Raw genomic sequence first — 16,646 nt, forward strand, 5'->3', positions numbered from 1 at the left:
TTAAATCGGCACATCAATCCCTGGAATTCAGGGTTTAGAGAGCACCACCTATTTCGCAACAAAATACCATTTCCACCTCACCACACATGAACCTTTCTTCTCCGCGCGACGAGTCCGTTGACTTGATTTTCGCAGAACCTACGGCCCCTTTTCCCGGTTTATGTTCCTGATGTCTACACTCTCCCCTCTGCACCATTGGTTCCACGCGCGCGGCTGGCAGGTATTTCCGTTTCAGGAAGAGACGTGGCAGGCGTTCCTGGAAGGCAAAAACGGTCTTCTTAACGCACCGACGGGGAGCGGGAAAACGCTGGCCCTGTGGGGTGCCTGCGTTGCCGATTACCTCCACGACCATCCCGACGCCTGGCAAACGCCGCGCAAAAACGGGCTGCGGGTACTGTGGATCACGCCCCTGCGGGCGCTGGCGAAAGACCTGCAAAAGGCGATGCAGGGTTTCTGCGACGACCTCGGCTTGCCCTGGCGGGTCGAGTTGCGCACCGGCGATACCTCCTCTTCGGTACGGCAAAGGCAACTTAAAAGTCCCCCTGAGTGCCTCATCATCACGCCCGAAAGTTTACACATCCTGCTCAGTCAGAAAGACGCCCGCCGACTGCTGGGGCAGGTCCGCGCCTGTGTGGTAGACGAGTGGCACGAGCTGCTGGGCAACAAACGCGGGGTGCAAGTCGAACTGGGGCTGGCCCGGCTGCGGGAATTCCGTCCCTCCGGCTTCCGGACGTGGGGCATCTCGGCCACCATCGCCAACCTGGAAGAAGCACGCGACGTGCTGCTGGGAGAATCCTGGCCCGGGCGAACGGACCAGCGGGTCATTGTACGCGCCGAGCTCGACAAACGACTGCGGCTACAAACCTTGTTTCCCGATCGCATCGACCGCTTTCCGTGGAGCGGCCACCTCGGCCTGCAGATGGTCGAGAAAGTGTTGCCCATCATTCAGCAAAGCCGCACCACCTTGCTCTTTTGCAACACGCGGGCGCAGACCGAACTCTGGTACCGGCAACTGCTGGAAGCCGACCTTACGCTGGCGGGACAAATCGCGATGCACCACGGATCCATCGACGCTCAGATTCGTAGTTGGGTGGAAGAGGCCCTGAAAGAAGGCCGCGTCAAAGTGGTGGTCTGCACGTCGTCGTTGGATTTGGGCGTTGATTTCGCGCCGGTAGAGACCATCGTGCAGATCGGCAGTACCAAAAGCCTCGCGCGGCTTCTGCAACGGGCCGGGCGCAGTGGGCACCAACCCGGGGCTGAAAGCGTCCTCTACTTCGTCCCGACGCATGCGCTCGAACTCATGGAAGCGGCGGCCTTTAAAGAAGGCATCCGGCGCCACGTGATCGAAGGGCGGGCACCCTTGCAGGCTCCCATCGACGTGCTGGCGCAATACCTGGTGACGCTCGCCGTGGGCGAAGGCTTCCGGGCGGACGAACAGTTCGACGTGGTCACGTCCACGCACGCGTACCGCAATTTATCACTCGACGAATGGGACTGGGTGCTGCATTTTATCACCACAGGCGGGGCCAGCCTCGGCGCGTACGACGAGTTCTCACGGGTCGACGTTACCGACGATGGCCTTTTCCGCATTGCCAGCCGCAAAGCCGCACTGCGGCATCGCCTCGGCATAGGCACCATCGTGAGCAACCCTATGCTCCGCCTGAAACTGGTGGGTGGCTCAACCATCGGGCAGGTGGAAGAGAATTTTGTGGGCAAACTGGAGCCGGGCGACACGTTCTGGTTTGCCGGGCAGGTCCTGGAGTTTGTGCGCCTGAAAGAGCTGACGGTATTCGTGCGGAAAGCGCGGCGCAAAACCGGTGTGCTGCCCCGCTGGCAGGGCAACCGGATGCCGCTTTCGTCGGTCCTGGCCGACCTGTTGCGGGAAAAGATGGAAGAGGCAGCGCACCATGAAATCGTGGACGAAGAACTGGTCGCCCTGCAACCCTTATTCGACGTGCAGCGCGGCTGGTCGGCCCTGCCCGAGCGACAGGAATTGCTGGTAGAACATGTAAAAACCCGCGAAGGTTACCACCTGTTTCTCTACCCATTCGAAGGGCGCGTGGTCCACGAAATGCTCGCCACCCTGTTTGCGTATCGGTTCAGCCAGCTGCGCCCGGTGTCCATTTCGTTCGCCAGCAACGATTACGGCCTGGAACTACTGGCCGATCAGCCGTTTCCGCTGGAGCTGTTGGAACAAGGCGGGCTGTTCAGTGCAGAGCACCTGAGGGAAGATCTGCAACAGGCTGTTCACACCAGCGAACTGACCAGTCGGCGCTTTCGCGAAGTCGCGGTCATTGCCGGGCTGGTGTTTCAGGGATATCCGGGGCGGCCTCTGACGGGACGCCATTTACAGGCCTCTACCAAACTGATGTACGACGTCATGCAACGCTACGATCCGCACAACCTGCTGTTGCAACAGGCCCATCGGGAGGTGATGGAAGGGCAACTGGAAAGCACACGACTGCACCACGTGCTGATGCGGCTCCAGGCACTCACGCCGCTGGTGCAGCAACCGCCACGCCCCACACCTCTCGGCTTCCCCATTCTGGTAGACCGGATGCGTGAAACCATTAGCTCAGAAAAACTGGAAGATCGGATTGCCAAGATGACGCTCCAACTAGAACGGGCACTGGAGTAAGCCGACGGAGGTGAATTCGGCCGGATAGGACAAAAAAAAGACAGCCAACCCCACCACAAGTTGACTGTCCAAACAACCTACATTTGAAAGTCCGTCTGACTTTCTATTACAAAGGTAACCCCACGGACCACATCTGCAAAACCCCTCCTTCATTTTTCCAATCTTTTCATGATCCTTTACCCAGAGGTTAGAGATTCGCAACACCATCCTCATATTTCAAGCAATTATTACCAATAGTACAGTCATTTCTGATAACCAACCTCAAAACCAGAGCCACTTTCTCGAAATGTAGATCAATTTTCCAAAAACAGCTTCAATTTCAAAGCAAGCTCTTTCCAATCCGTATGCTTCATCAGAAGCGATGTGGCAGCCTTGACAGGCTCCCGTCACGTCTGGTTTTCCTAAATGCAAAAAGCCAACCGAGGTAACCCGATTGGCTTTCGCTGCATATCGTTTGCTCCGACGAAGAGTTCGTCAGGAATAAGACAAAAAAAAGACAGCCAACCCCACCACAAGTTGACTGTCCAAACAACCTACATTTGAAAGTCCGTCTGACTTTCTATTACAAAGGTACCCACACGGCCCAGGGTCGCCAAACTAAGGGCTTATTTTTCAAATCTTTTTAACAAATTCATGTGTCACTTTTACACATTGATAAAATCCTTCGTTTTTTTTGGCGGTTCGTTACGACATTTTCATCAGTTTTACGCGCTTCTCTGGAAGCACCGGCAACTTACTTGCCCTCCAATCCCATGATCTGTTCCAGATCGCTAGGCGCTTCCTTATCGAGCTTGGCATCGAGCCCAATGTCTTCCAGTGCCCCGGCGTAGAGGTACCCGTGCTGAAGCGCATGGTGCGCGGCGTCGAGCGTATCGCGCACAAACACAAATTCCACGCCCTGGTCGCGCACACGCTGCGCAATACGGAATACCTCACTGTCGCGAGCATCTTCGCTCACGTCCCGGATGTAGATGGCTTTGACACGGCCGGGATATTCTTCCACCACGCGCTCGTAGATTTCGGGATCTTGCTGGCCGCTGTCGCCAATCAGGATGTAAGGCAACGGATCAGTATAGCGCATGATGTGCTCGATCTGCGCCAGCTTGTGGGTGTGATGGCCACCCGTCATTTCCTGGTCGATGCCAATGTCGCGCAACATCAGCGGTCCGTCGGGAATGCCGTGTACCTGGCAAAATTCCACCAGCAGGTCGTACAGATTCCAGGGGCTGCTCGATACGTAATAGATCGGATGAAAGCCCTTGCCCTGCGGCCCGCGTTGCAGCGCCCGGTAAAAAGCAGCCACGCCTGCAAAAGGCAGACGCGTGCGGGCGTTGTTGAGGAACGTCAACCGCGCCATTTTCAGAAGGTTGGTTGCCCCGGTTTCCAGTACGGTGTCGTCCAGGTCGGAGATGACCCCAAACACGCTTTCGGCGTGTGCCACCTGCACGTGGCCGGTTGCCCGGACCGTTTCCTGGCCTTCGGCGACCTGGTCGAGCAACTCCAATTCTACTTCATACCAGTCGCGCCAGTCGGGAAGTTGCAACTGCAGCGCAAAGCGTACCTCGAAGTAACCTTCCGCGTTGGTCCGAACGGTTTGCTCCTGCCCCGCGAACCGCGCCCGTACCCGTACATTGGGAATTTCGCGCGTGTTGAACCGCTTGTACATCGCCATCAGGTTACGCCAGACGCTGTCGGTTTCGCCCGCGGGTTTCACGTTCCGGTCCAGCAGTACCCGCCCTTTCAGGTAGATTTCCTCTTTGTTACCCAGCCCCCGGTAAGTCACAAGTTGCACGGGACCGTAGCCCCCGGTATGCTCGGTAAAACGGTCGCGAAGTTCGTCGATGAAGTCGTCGGCATTGCTGGCAATGCGCTGAAAAATGCGTTTTAGTTCAGACATGTGTTAAAAACTGGATCGAGTACGATGAGATGGCAAGCGTTGCGAGTTCCTTTTAGCCGCCTACCAGAAGATTATTTTTTCATTACCAAAGCCCGGAGGTAGCAGAAATTTCGGCAAACCGACGACAAGACGCGTACTTTTGTCGTCGTATGTCGGAGGATTGAAGTCAGATGCAGAGGAACGGGTCTGCTCCTGACGGCGGGTCGTAACATCTCGCACGGAACCGCAAAACTCAGTGAAGACATATGATGCTAGTACGCAGGCTTTCCGATCCTGGTTAACACCCTGAAAATGAGTTGCGTATATCTGAATAAATTACTTTTTTTAGTAAAACCAAACACACCTGCACCATGACAAACTTTGTGATCGTTCACCGCTTTCACGTGCCCGACGTGTGCTCGAATTTCGAAAAGGCGGTCGTGCGGAAATACCCGCAACACTACGGCAAAAAGATTGGCAAGTACCACTACCTCGCTTTTCAGGCATCGGACGCCCATAAGGTCGAGACGACCTTGCACCAGGTAATCGGCTCGCTTCCCTCCCACGACCACGATTACGTGACGCTGTACTTCTGCGAACCACAAGCACCCGCCGACATCACGCGCGTGGTTTTGCTGGGACCCGACCAGGGATACCGGGGTGCGGGGACCAAAAGTGCACACGACCAGCGCCTTGTCGATCTGATCGAACTTGATTTGGCGGAGACCTCGCTGGCCCGGTAAACCAGCTATGCTCAGCGCCGCGTACGGCGGGGGCCCACTTCTTCCAGCGAAGTGTCGCTTCCGACCACCATTTTGTGCGGCCGTTTGTGTACCCGATTGCCCAGCCACAGTCCCACCACACTGGCCAGCAATCCCCACAGGATGGACGGCAGGGGCCCTTCGGGCACGGGTCCATACGTCATGCTCACCCATACGGTAAATCCACCCACCATGGCCCCCATCGCGCCGGTAGGCGTGGTGCGGCGGCCGTAAATTCCGGCAACCAGCGGCACAAAAAGCGCGACCAGCGTAAACGCCGACGACTCGCCCACCAACTCGTAGATGTCGGCACGAATGCTGGCCAGTACCGTGCTCACGAGCGTAATCAGTACGACACTGAGGCGCAACAACCGCAGGAACACCCGCTCGTCGGGCTGTAGGTACGGCCGTAGAATGTTTTCGGCCAGGATGGTGGCCGGTGCCAGAATCGCTCCGCTCGTTGTACTGAGAATTGCCGACAGCAATGCCCCGAAAAACGCTACCTGCAACCAGGGAGGTGCTTCGGCCAGGACGATCGACGGCAGGGCCAGTTGTGCGTCGCCCGCCAGCAGTTCCGGGTGCAGTACCTTGACGCACAGTGCAATAAATAACGGAAGGGCTGCCACCGAGAGGTACAGCGCACTCCCCAGATACGAAGCCCGCACCGCCGTCCGTGCCGAACGCGCCGCCATCACCCGCTGGAAGATGTCCTGCCCGGGAATGGACCCCAGTCCGATCGTCATCCACGCGGCCAAGTAGGTAATCCACCCGTCCCACGTGTGTTCGGGCAGAAACCGGAAAAATCCGTCGGGGACTTCCGCCAGGATGGGCGCAAACCCACCCGCGCGGTCCAGCAGGTTGAACGCCAGCAGCAGCAGGCCGACGATGATGACACACGTTTGCAGAAAATCAGTCACGGAAATGGCCCACATCCCGCCCAGGTACGTGTAAATCAGCACCGAAGCGGCCCCGATCAATACGCCCCAGAGCACCGGAATGCCCGACAGCGTGTGGAACAGAATGCCGGTCGCCACCAACTGGGCGGCAATCCAACCAAAATACGAGGGAATTAACAGGAGACTGGCGACGAGTTCGACCCGCCGCCCGAACTTTTTTCGATAAAAGTCGCCGAACGTCAGCAGGTTCATCCGGTAGAGCGGCCGGGCAAAAAGCAAGCCTACCAAGAACAGACACAGCGCAGCCCCGAACGGATCTTCCACGACGCCGATCAGGCCGTGTTCTGCAAATTCGGAGGAAGCCCCCAGCACCGTTTCGGCCCCGAACCAGGTCGCAAATAACGCAGAGGCCGCCAGCACCAGCGGCAACTGACGCCCGGCCAGCACAAAATCTTCAGAGTTCTTGACGAAGCGACTGGTCAGTGCGCCAATCAGCAAAGTACCTCCCAGGTACAGGAGTACCGCAACGACTACCATAGGCCTTGTTTTTTCCTACGCTGCCGGGTGGGACGACAAGGGAAGCGTGTAAATTAAACAACCGACAGATTTTAGCGCAAAGTTTTTTCGGGAAAGCCCGGGCACCTCCCACAGGCCGCCGCTGCGTCCGCTATCTTCGTGGCCGAGATCTGTTCTGCCCGTCCTCATTTTGCTGATTTGCCGATGCTTACCCTCCCTTACGCAGCTTTTTTGGTCATTGCCGGTGTACTGGTCATCCTCAGCATTCTGGGCGGTCGGTTTCTCTCCCGTTTTGGCTTCTCTTCGCTGCTCGTCACGCTGGGGATCGGCATGCTGGTCGGCAACGGCGGGCGTTACGATTTCGATTTCGACTATCCGCTGCTGACGTTGCGAATCAGCGAAATGGCGCTGAGTGTCATCATCTTCGCCGGCGGGTTCACGTCCGAATGGAAGCGCTTCCGGCCGGTGCTGTGGCAGGGAATTTCCCTGGCCACGCTGGGGGTGCTGCTGACCGCCCTGTGTGTCGCACTGTTTGTCCATTTTGTACTGGGGTGGGCCTTTTTACCTGCGCTGCTGCTGGGGGCCATCATCTCTTCGACCGATGCGGCGGCCGTCTTCTCCATCCTGGAAAACACCGGCCTGCGGCTTAAGCAAGGCGTCAGCGAAGTGCTCGAACTGGAATCGGGCACCAACGACCCGATGGCCTATTTCCTGACCTTCAGCCTGACCACCCTTCTGCTCCTCCCCGACCAACCCGTGCTGTCGCTGCTGCCCGGCTTTGTGTTGACCATGCTGATCGGGCTGGGGAGTGGCCTGCTGCTGGGGCGCGTCACCTGGTGGATCATCACCAAAGTGACCTTGAAACGTGGGCAAAACATCGTCGTGCTGATCGGCCTGATCCTGGTACTGTATGGCCTGAACGTGCTGCTGGGCGGTAGTGCCTTTCTGGCGATTTACACGGCGGGGCTGGTGCTGGGCAACGCACCGTGGCAACACCGGCAACTGAACATCCACTTTTTCGAGGGCCTTTCGTGGTTGATGGAAACCGGGCTGTTCCTGCTGCTAGGACTGCAAGTGTACCTGCAGGAACTCACGCACATGTACCGCTACGGTCTCTACGTCGCCTTACTCTTGATCGTGGTGGCCCGCCCGGTGGGCACGTACCTGTCGCTGCTGTTTTTCCGGTCGCCTTCGCGCCGGGGCAAAGTCTTTTTCGCGTGGGTGGGCCTGCGCGGCGCCACGCCGATTGTGTTTGCGCTGATTCCGGTTGTGCAACGCGTGCCCCAGGCCGAGCTGATCTTCAACATCTCGTTCATCGTGGTGATCGTTTCCATCCTCGTACAAGGCACCACCGTCGCCCCCGTTGCCCGCTGGCTAGGGCTGGAAGAGGAAGCTTCTGCTCACTCGGGCAAGGGGCTTTGAACGGTAGAATCCCGCTCAATCACTACACCTTCGGTCAGGAACGAAATGCCTTGCTGCGAGCGCGCGCCGATCATCACGGCCTGAATCACGGGTTGTGCCGAAGCGGCGCGGGTTCCCCACCGCACCAGGAAGTTGGCCCCGGCCCCGCCCCGGTGTTCGGCATCCTCCACGACAAACTCCAGCGAAGCCATCGGCTTCACCAGCGCCGTTTGTTCCAGGTAAGTGCGCGTCAGCTCCCCCTGCGAATCGTAGTAGTCGACGTGGGTCACGTAAAGGGAATCGGTTAGGCTGGTGTTGCGAATGCTGAGGGTGGCCGTCAACAGAAAGCGGCGGGTGCCGTCCATGTAGTAGATGTCGGAGTAGATCGGTACATACACCGCCTCCCGGTAGGCCAGGTCGGCGGGCGTTACGTCCACGTAAGTATAGTCGTGACTGGGCAGGAGCTCCACGGCCGGCGGTTCGGTGGCCGACTGACAAGCGACGAAGCCTATCCCCAACAGAAAAATGACGAAGCGCATCAGCATAGACGAGTGGTGATCGGAAGCGTACGCACCCCGGAACCGGGCCGCTACCGCAACGATGTTACAAAGAAAGTGACAGACCTGAGGCCTAACAACCCAAAAAGCCGCTTCCCGGCCCGGAAAGCGGCTTTTGAAAAGGCATCGGAAGCCAGCTTAGTTGACCTCCACTAATTTCACTTCGAAGATCAGCGGTGCATACGGGGGGATGGCATTGCTTCCCTGTTCCCCGTACGCCAGGCTCGAAGGCATGATCAACAGGGCTTTGCCCCCTTTCTTCATCAGGCTGATGCCTTCGCTGAAGCCGCTGATGACCCCGCTGCCGACTTTGAATCCAAACGACTTGCCGCTATCGAACTTGTAGCCGCTCAGCAGATACCCGGTATAATCGACCGATACTTCCTTGCCGTTGACCGCCTGTTCGCCCTGGCCTTCTTCCTGCTCCACGTAGTACAGGCCCGACGAGGTACGCGTCGCCGTCAGGCTGCTGTCGGCGATAAACTCGCGAATCAGCTGATCTTCGGTTTTGATGTCGAGCACCTTGATGTCGAACCGCAACGGTGCGTAGGGCGGAATGTCGACGTAAGGCGTTTCACTGTCGCGCCCCTGGTCCCAGAACGCGTGGTACGAGTTGATAAAGATCTGTCCTTTTTCACCTTTCCGGAACTGCGCCACGCCTTCGTTCAACCCGGGGATGATCAGACCGGCGTTGAGTACAAAAGACAGCGGCTCGGTCGAATCGGCCTTACCGAACTGCGCCCCATCCAACAGGTACCCTTCGTACGAAATGGACACCTGCTCCCCGGTTTTCGGCTTTATGCTGTCGGCATGCGCTTCGGTAATGCGGTAAAAAACCCCCGAAGCGGTTTGTTGTGCGTCAATGCTGTTGTCACTCAGGTACTGCTGAATCTGGTTGGCGTTCTCGTCGAACCGCTCGTTGGCGGAAGGCTCTTTGTCCTGACATGACCACAGGCAGACACCGGTTAACAAAATCGACACATACTGAACTGTTTTCATAAAGTGTGTAAAAAAGCTGATTTGAAAATTCTGACAAATGTACTGGCTGTTTCCGGGAGTTGGTAGCCGAAAGCCAACATGGTAATCAGCATAACGGCCGGGCGACAACGGTAGTGCCACTGATGCAGACAGATACCCGAGAATGCGTATCTTACCGGCAAAGTCGCCATTCCACCACATGCGCTTCCTGATTCCATTTCTCTTTCTCACTACCTTCTCTGCCGTCTGCCAGTCGCTCACCCAAACCGTGCGCGGGCGCATCACCGACGCCGAAACGCAGGCCCCGCTGGTGGGTGCCAACGTACTGTTGCTGGACGGCAATCCGGAACAACCCAAGGGCACGGTCACCGATACGGAGGGCTACTACCGGCTGGAAGGGGTGCCGGTCGGTCGCCACGCGTTCCGTTTCACGTACCTGGGCTACGAAGAAGACGTCAGACAGAACGTAATCGTGGGTTCGGCCAAAGAAGTTATTTTAAATAGTTCGCTGCGCGAAGCCATTACCACCATGGCCGAGGTCGAAGTGAAGGCCGCGGGCGTCGGCGAAGTGCAAAACGAGATGGCCACCGTCTCGGCCCGGGCGTTCACGGTCGACGAAACCGAACGCTACGCGGGCAGCCGGGGCGATCCCGCCCGGATGGCCTCCAACTTCGCGGGGGTGCAGGGGGCCGACGATTCGCGGAACGACATCGTGATCCGGGGCAACTCGCCGCAGGGCGTGCTCTGGCAACTGGAGGGTGTGCCCATTCCCAACCCGAACCACTTCAACATTCCCGGCACGGCGGGCGGCCCCGTCACCATTCTGAACAACAAAGTGCTGGCCAACTCCGATTTTTTCACCGGCGCATTTCCGGCGCAGTACGGCAACGCCATTGCGGGGGTATTCGACCTGAAATTCCGGAACGGCAACAACGAACAACACGAGTTCAGCGGGCAACTGGGCGTGCTGGGCACGGAGCTTTCGGCTGAAGGGCCCCTCACCAAAAACCACCGCTCCTCGTACCTCGCCACCTACCGTTACTCTACGCTGTCGCTGTTCCAGGCGCTGGGCATCGACATCGGCACAACGTCTGTGCCCCGCTACCAGGACCTGAACTTCCGCGTCAATTTTCCGCTGAAGAAGGGCGGCAACCTCGCGCTGTTCGGGCTGGGCGGCCTTTCGCACGTCGACATCCTGATTTCCGATCAGAAGAAACCGGTGCGCGACCTCTACGGACAAAACGACCGCGACCAGTACTTTTCGTCGCACATGGGCACGGTGGGCCTTACGTACTCGCGCCCCTACGGTACGCGCACCTTCCTGAAAGCCACGGTCTTGACGGCGACCGAAGGGGTCAGCGCATTTCACGAACTGGTCTACCGGCACGTCGATGCCAACGACAATTACCAGGTCGATTCGCTGGTGCCGCTGCTCGACTACAATTTCCGGCAACACAAGCTGTCGGGCGGCCTGCTGACCTACCACAAATTCGGCGCCCGCAGCACGTTGAGCGTCGGCGCGAACCTCGACTGGTACTTCTTTCATTTTCAGGACAGCCTCCGCAACATTGTGGAAGGCACGCCGCGCTATTACCAGTTCCGCACGCGATGGGACGCCCAGCGGAGTGCCGTGCTGGCGCAGCCGTACGTGCAGTGGAAATACCGTTTCTCCGACGCCTGGACGCTGAATGCAGGTGTACACGCGCAGTATTTTTCGCTCAGCGGCAGCGTATCGCCGTTCGAGCCACGGCTGGGCGTGCAATGGAACCTGGCCGACGGGCAAGCGCTTTCGCTGGGGCTGGGCCGGCACAGCCAGATGCAGTCACCCTACCTCTATTTTTACGGCCAGGAAACCGTAGACGGCGTGCCGCAACTCCACAACCTGAAGATGGATTTTACGCGGAGCAACCACGCCGTACTGAGCTACAACCGCGCCCTGAGCCGGACCATGCGCCTGAAAGCCGAGACGTATTACCAGTACCTGTTCGACATTCCGGTTACAGTACGGCCTTCGTCGTTTTCGCTGGTCAACACGGGGGTGGGCTTCAGCCGCTTTTTCCCCGACACGCTGCAAAATACCGGCATCGGGCGGAACTATGGCGTGGAACTGACGCTGGAAAAAGCGTTCAGTCAGGGCTATTTCTTCCTGCTTACCGGATCGCTGTTTGAATCCACCTACCGGGGCAGCGACGGCATCTGGCGCGACACCGACTTCAACGGCAACTACGCGGCCAACGCCCTCGTCACCAAAGAGTTCAGCTTTAAAAACAATTCTACCCTGCAACTGGGCACCAAGTGGACCACCGCCGGCGGACGCCGCTACGGCCCGGTCGACCTGCCCGCCTCAGAACGCGAGCGCGAAGTGGTATACGTCGATTCCCTGCGCAACTCCTGGCAGATCCGGCCGTATTTTCGGGTAGATTTGCGCATCAGCTACCGCCTGAATCGCCCCAAAGTGGCCCACGAATTTTCGCTAGACCTGGTCAACATCCTCGACCGACAGAACGTGCTCAACCTCACCTACGCCCCGAACGAATTCGATCCGAACGCCTCGCCCATTCGCGAAGAGTACCAACTCGGGTTCCTGCCCCTGTTCTACTACCGCATCGATTTTTAAGAATGAGCAAGCTGAATACCTATATTTTTGCGTCAGACCTAATCAACGCCCAGCGATTACTTGACGCAGGTGTTGATATCAATACAAAGAGTAATCACAACACTTACCCCATCGTCGCAGCCATAGAAAGCGCTCATCCTAAAAACCTTGAATTTGTGATCATTAATGGTGCCGATGTGAATATTGACGGAGGCTTTCCCTTAGCCGTAGCGATTGATGGTTGTATTGATGGCATGCTCCAGAATAGAAGAAGTGCCCCTTATCCGGAAGCGCTGCAAATGGTGGGCATTCTGCTTGCTAACGGTGCCGATCTGGAAATCATAAATGATCAACATGAACGCCCAGTGGATGTAATCGCTGCTTATGCTACAGGCTCGAAGCATTTCTTTGAATCACTCAAAACTATTTTTCGGCCGATCATCCACGACATAGACAAATTACTTGTTTTCAAGGAAGACTTTTCATGATCCAGACCCTCGCCCCGATTGCTCACATCGACCGGATGTTGATTGACCTGCTGCGGTCGTTGCAAGCCGAGGACTGGAATCGGCAGACCCTGGCGCCCCTCTGGACGGTGAAAGACGTGGCGTTGCATTTGCTGGACGGGAACATCCGGGGCATTTCGATGTCGAAAGATCAGTTTTTCGGGATTACGCCGCCGGAAATCCGTTCGTATCAGGATCTGGTGGGCTTTCTGAATGCGTTGAATGCCGACTGGATCAAGGCGACCCGGCGAATCAGCCCGCGCCTGCTCATTTCCCTGCTGGAAAGCACCAACGCGGAATACCACGCGCACCTGGCCTCGCTCGACCCGGACGCGGATGCACTTTTTGCGGTCGGCTGGGCCGGCGAAGACACCTCACCCAACTGGTTTCACATTGCCCGGGAATACACCGAAAAGTGGCACCACCAGCAACAGATTCGGGTGGCCGTCGGGCAAGACGACGCGCTGCTCAGGGAGGAACTCTACACACCGCTTCTCGAGACATTCATGCGGGCGCTACCGCACCACTACCGAAACGTAGCGGCTCCGGCGGGTACCGTGCTCCAGTTTAGCGTCGAAGGCATTGCCCCCGCCTGGTGGCTACGGAAAGCGTCCGAGGGCTGGGTATTGATGGATCGGGTCGAAACTTCCCCACAGAGTCGCGTGCTACTGCCGCGCGGACTGGCGTGGCGCATTTTTACGAAGGCCGTTCCCCGCGCCGAAGCCCTCTCTCGTCTGCAAATTGAAGGCGATGTCCGGCTCGGGCAGGAGATTGTCGGCATGCTTTCTGTCATGGCATAGCGTCGGCAAGACGCCCGTCGTTCGTCACGCCAGCCGACCGTTCCTGTAATTTCTTACTAGATTGTAGAGCAAATCTCAAAACTCGTTTTACCTTAACTTCTACAAGTTAGAAACAAATGCTGGAAACACGATTAGGTGACTTTGAAGAGACCCTGCTGCTGCTGGTCGGCATTCTGGGCGACGATGCGTACGCCTTCAAAATTTCGGAGGAGTTCGAGTCGCAAACCGGCCGATCCGTTTCCATCGGGGCGGTGCATTCAACGCTCGACCGGCTCGCCAAGAAAGGCTTCCTGACGTCGGAAATGGGCCAGGCCACCGCCGAGCGGGGCGGGCGCCGCAAACGCATCTACACCATCACGGCCTACGGGCGACGCGCCCTGGAAACGTCCCGCGACTTCAAACTATCGCTCTGGCGGCAGTATCCGGCCTTCGCCGGTATGTTCAATTTCGGAGGTCAATTCTAAACGCATTCCGTTGTCCCACACGTCCCCCATACCGCCCCGACTGGCCGAGCGCTTTCTGTGCTGGTTTCTGCGCGACGAACTCGTTGAAGAAGTGCAGGGCGATCTGGAGGAAGCGTTTTACGTCCGGCTCGAACAGACCTCGTTGTTCCGCGCGCGCCTCCACTACTGGTACCAGGTGTTTCGTTACGTCCGGCCATTCGCGATGCGGCCTTTTTTCTCCCTCCATCCCCTCTTTCTGCTTATGTTCCGACACAATTTTCTGCTGACGTTTCGCACGTTCAAGCGCTACAAAGGCTCCTTCATCATCAACCTGATCGGTCTCTCGACCGGACTGGCCTGTGCCCTGCTTATTTTCCTGTGGGTACAAGACGAACGGAGCGTCGACAAGTTCCACGCCAACGATGCGCGTCTGTATCAACTCATGGAAAACGTCCAGGAGGCAGGCGGCATCCTCACCCGACAGACGACCTCGGGGCCGATGGCGGAGGGGATGGTGCGGGAATTTCCTGAAGTCGAGCAAGCCATCCGGGCCAATGCCGATTACAAATTCGTGAGCACCTATACCCTGTCGGTCGGTGATCAGGATCTCAAGGCGGAAGGCATGTATGCGGATTCCAACTTCTTTAACCTCTTTTCTTTCCGGCTGTTGCAGGGCGATGGGCATCAGGTACTCGCCGGGAAAAATCATATCGTGCTTTCGGAATCGCTGGCCCGGAGCCTGTTTGCGCACCCCGAAGAGGCCGTCGGCAAGCTGGTGGAGTGGCAACACGAAAAACAACTGCTGGTGGCCGGGATTTACGAAGATCCCCCCGCGCAGTCGTCGCTGCAATTCGACTTTCTGATGCCCCTGACGTTCTTTCTGGAAGACAACCCCTGGGTCGAACAATGGGGCAACACGGGCCTTCAGACGTACGTGCTGCTGCGCGAAAACACAGACGTCGAGCAACTGAACCGGAAACTGGCGGGCTACGTCACGGCCAAAACGGAAGGCAACATCACCCACCGCACTCCTTTCCTCACCCGCTACTCTGACGTCTACCTGCACGGTCAGTACGAGAACGGGGTTCAGGCCGGCGGGCGCATCGCGTACGTGCGCCTGTTTTCCGTCATCGCGGGCTTTATTCTGCTGATCGCCTGCATCAATTTTATGAACCTCTCGACCGCCCGGGCGTCGCGCCGGCTCAAAGAGGTAGGCATCAAAAAGGTGGTGGGTGCGCATCGCGGAGCGCTGATTTCGCAGCACCTGGGCGAATCGGTCTGGATGGCACTGTTGTCGCTGGGCGTGGCCCTGCTGCTGGTGGCCCTGGTCCTGCCTCAGTTCAACGACCTCACCGAGAAACAACTTCACCTGTCGTTCGATGTTCCGCTGGTGCTCACGCTGCTGGGCGTGGTGCTGCTCACCGGCGTGCTGGCCGGCAGCTACCCGGCCCTCTACCTTTCCAGTTTCCATCCGGCGACGGTCCTGAAAGGCAAATTGAGCAACCTGACCGGAGAAGTCTGGGTACGCAAAGGGCTGGTGGTGTTTCAGTTTACGCTCTCCATCATCCTGATCGTGGCCGTGTGGGTCGTTTACCGGCAAATCCAGTTTGTCCAGACACAAAATTTAGGTTACGACAAAGAGAACATTCTGTTGTTCAGGCGCGACGGCCCGTTGGCGAACGTAGAAAAGCTCCAGGCCCTTCTGACCGAACTCAACCGCACGCCGGGCGTCCTGGCCGCCTCCAGCTCCGAGCACGACCTGACCGGTCACAACGGCGGCACCTACGGGCTTCAGTGGCCGGGCAAAGATCCGAACGATAAAACGGAATTTGAGCGCATGGCCGTCAACTACGGGCTGATTGAGATGCTGGGCATGTCGATGAAAGAGGGGCGCTCGTTTTCGGAGGAGTTTGGGGCCGAACAGGACAAAATCATCTTCAACGAAGCGGCCATCGAATTTATGGGCCTCGACGAACCGGTCGGCAAGGTGATTCAACTCTGGGGGGAAAACAAGGAGATCATCGGGGTGGTGAAAGACTTCCATTTCGACTCGTTCCGCGAGGAAATCAAACCGGCCTTTTTCCGGCTTTCGCCCGAATCGACGGGGAACATTCTGGTGAAACTCGCACCCGGTCAGGAACAAAATACCCTCGCCACGCTGGAAAAGCTTTACCAGACGTTCAACCCCGGATTCACGTTCGACTACCGCTTTCTGGACCAGGACTACCAGGCGCTCTACGCCGCCGAACAACGGGTGTCGTCGCTCTCGAAATACTTCGCGGGCATCGCCGTCCTGATTTCCTGCCTCGGGCTGTTCGGGCTGGCCGCCTTTACCGCCGAGCGCCGCACCAAAGAGATCGGCATTCGCAAAGTGCTGGGCGCGTCCGACCTCGGCATTGTCTACCTGCTGTCGAGCGATTTCACCCGCATGGTCCTCATCGCCATCGTCCTCGCCCTGCCCATCAGCTACTTCCTGGCCCAGCGCTGGCTGAGCGGCTTCGCGTTCAGCATCGACCTGCACTGGTGGTACTTCGCCGGCGCCGGGCTGGTGGCCTTGCTGGTGGCCTGGTTCACCGTGGGTTTACAGACCGTCAAAGCCGCCCTGATGAATCCGGTCGATGGCCTCCGCAGCGAGTAACCTGCACCAGGAGTTGCCGGATGACGGTAGCTCCAAGCGT

At 57.8% G+C, this 16,646-nt stretch carries 12 protein-coding genes; 8 read left to right on the forward strand and 4 right to left on the reverse strand.

The annotated features are described in order from the left end of the window. Window positions 1–169: 169 nt before the first annotated feature. Window positions 170–2,638: a ligase-associated DNA damage response DEXH box helicase gene (locus BLR44_RS13915; protein ID WP_089683539.1), complete on the forward strand. Its 2,469-nt coding sequence runs from the start codon at window positions 170–172 to the stop codon at window positions 2,636–2,638. A gap of 733 nt (window positions 2,639–3,371) precedes the next feature. On the opposite strand, the gene BLR44_RS13920 is transcribed toward BLR44_RS13915, so the two are convergent. Further along, window positions 3,372–4,535, reverse strand: a complete 1,164-nt coding sequence (locus BLR44_RS13920) for an App1 family protein (protein ID WP_089682902.1) — start codon at window positions 4,533–4,535, stop codon at window positions 3,372–3,374. Between the two features lie 350 nt (window positions 4,536–4,885). Between BLR44_RS13920 and BLR44_RS13925 the strand changes: the two genes are divergently transcribed. After that, window positions 4,886–5,257, forward strand: coding sequence for a hypothetical protein (locus tag BLR44_RS13925; protein WP_089682904.1), 372 nt, complete (start codon window positions 4,886–4,888; stop codon window positions 5,255–5,257). A gap of 11 nt (window positions 5,258–5,268) precedes the next feature. Here the strand turns inward: BLR44_RS13925 and BLR44_RS13930 are convergent, their stop codons facing one another. Beyond that, window positions 5,269–6,708, reverse strand: a complete 1,440-nt coding sequence (locus BLR44_RS13930; RefSeq protein ID WP_089682906.1) for a high affinity choline transporter 1 — start codon at window positions 6,706–6,708, stop codon at window positions 5,269–5,271. A 183-nt stretch (window positions 6,709–6,891) separates the two neighbouring features. On the opposite strand from BLR44_RS13930, the gene BLR44_RS13935 reads away from it, so the two are divergent. Then, window positions 6,892–8,109 (forward strand): potassium/proton antiporter, encoded by a 1,218-nt coding sequence (locus tag BLR44_RS13935; RefSeq protein ID WP_143017288.1) that lies wholly within the window; start codon window positions 6,892–6,894, stop codon window positions 8,107–8,109. On the opposite strand, the gene BLR44_RS13940 is transcribed toward BLR44_RS13935, so the two are convergent. Further along, window positions 8,088–8,633 carry a DUF3124 domain-containing protein gene (locus BLR44_RS13940; RefSeq protein WP_089682910.1) on the reverse strand — a complete coding sequence of 182 codons (546 nt, stop codon included), beginning with the start codon at window positions 8,631–8,633 and terminating at the stop codon, window positions 8,088–8,090. The genes BLR44_RS13935 and BLR44_RS13940 overlap by 22 nt on opposite strands. Before the next feature lie 150 nt (window positions 8,634–8,783). After that, window positions 8,784–9,644 (reverse strand): FKBP-type peptidyl-prolyl cis-trans isomerase, encoded by an 861-nt coding sequence (locus BLR44_RS13950; protein ID WP_176956044.1) that lies wholly within the window; start codon window positions 9,642–9,644, stop codon window positions 8,784–8,786. 178 nt (window positions 9,645–9,822) lie between these two features. Between BLR44_RS13950 and BLR44_RS13955 the strand changes: the two genes are divergently transcribed. The 5 genes from BLR44_RS13955 to BLR44_RS13975 all read left to right on the forward strand — a co-directional run bounded on the left by BLR44_RS13955 (window position 9,823) and on the right by BLR44_RS13975 (window position 16,606). Next, window positions 9,823–12,240 (forward strand): TonB-dependent receptor, encoded by a 2,418-nt coding sequence (locus BLR44_RS13955; RefSeq protein ID WP_089682913.1) that lies wholly within the window; start codon window positions 9,823–9,825, stop codon window positions 12,238–12,240. A 2-nt stretch (window positions 12,241–12,242) separates the two neighbouring features. Continuing rightward, entirely contained in the window at window positions 12,243–12,707 is a 465-nt protein-coding gene (locus BLR44_RS13960; protein WP_089682915.1) for an ankyrin repeat domain-containing protein, read from the forward strand. Continuing rightward, window positions 12,704–13,525 carry a maleylpyruvate isomerase N-terminal domain-containing protein gene (locus BLR44_RS13965; RefSeq protein WP_089682917.1) on the forward strand — a complete coding sequence of 274 codons (822 nt, stop codon included), beginning with the start codon at window positions 12,704–12,706 and terminating at the stop codon, window positions 13,523–13,525. The genes BLR44_RS13960 and BLR44_RS13965 overlap by 4 nt, the downstream gene beginning before the upstream one ends. A 116-nt stretch (window positions 13,526–13,641) precedes the next feature. Continuing rightward, window positions 13,642–13,989 carry a PadR family transcriptional regulator gene (locus BLR44_RS13970; RefSeq protein WP_089682919.1) on the forward strand — a complete coding sequence of 116 codons (348 nt, stop codon included), beginning with the start codon at window positions 13,642–13,644 and terminating at the stop codon, window positions 13,987–13,989. 10 nt (window positions 13,990–13,999) lie between these two features. After that, window positions 14,000–16,606 (forward strand): ABC transporter permease, encoded by a 2,607-nt coding sequence (locus BLR44_RS13975; RefSeq protein WP_218127082.1) that lies wholly within the window; start codon window positions 14,000–14,002, stop codon window positions 16,604–16,606. The last annotated feature ends 40 nt before the right edge of the window (window positions 16,607–16,646 follow it).

This window comes from Catalinimonas alkaloidigena, assembly GCF_900100765.1.
GTDB lineage: Bacteria > Bacteroidota > Bacteroidia > Cytophagales > Flexibacteraceae > Mooreia > Mooreia alkaloidigena.

Excerpts from the sequence above, each read along its gene's own strand:
- BLR44_RS13915 (WP_089683539.1), top strand. The coding sequence starts at position 170 with ATGTCTACACTCTCCCCTCTGCACCATTGGTTCCACGCGCGCGGCTGG.
- BLR44_RS13920 (WP_089682902.1), bottom strand. The coding sequence starts at position 4,535 with ATGTCTGAACTAAAACGCATTTTTCAGCGCATTGCCAGCAATGCCGAC.
- BLR44_RS13925 (WP_089682904.1), top strand. The coding sequence starts at position 4,886 with ATGACAAACTTTGTGATCGTTCACCGCTTTCACGTGCCCGACGTGTGC.
- BLR44_RS13930 (WP_089682906.1), bottom strand. The coding sequence starts at position 6,708 with ATGGTAGTCGTTGCGGTACTCCTGTACCTGGGAGGTACTTTGCTGATT.
- BLR44_RS13935 (WP_143017288.1), top strand. The coding sequence starts at position 6,892 with ATGCTTACCCTCCCTTACGCAGCTTTTTTGGTCATTGCCGGTGTACTG.
- BLR44_RS13940 (WP_089682910.1), bottom strand. The coding sequence starts at position 8,633 with ATGCTGATGCGCTTCGTCATTTTTCTGTTGGGGATAGGCTTCGTCGCT.
- BLR44_RS13950 (WP_176956044.1), bottom strand. The coding sequence starts at position 9,644 with ATGAAAACAGTTCAGTATGTGTCGATTTTGTTAACCGGTGTCTGCCTG.
- BLR44_RS13955 (WP_089682913.1), top strand. The coding sequence starts at position 9,823 with ATGCGCTTCCTGATTCCATTTCTCTTTCTCACTACCTTCTCTGCCGTC.
- BLR44_RS13960 (WP_089682915.1), top strand. The coding sequence starts at position 12,243 with ATGAGCAAGCTGAATACCTATATTTTTGCGTCAGACCTAATCAACGCC.
- BLR44_RS13965 (WP_089682917.1), top strand. The coding sequence starts at position 12,704 with ATGATCCAGACCCTCGCCCCGATTGCTCACATCGACCGGATGTTGATT.
- BLR44_RS13970 (WP_089682919.1), top strand. The coding sequence starts at position 13,642 with ATGCTGGAAACACGATTAGGTGACTTTGAAGAGACCCTGCTGCTGCTG.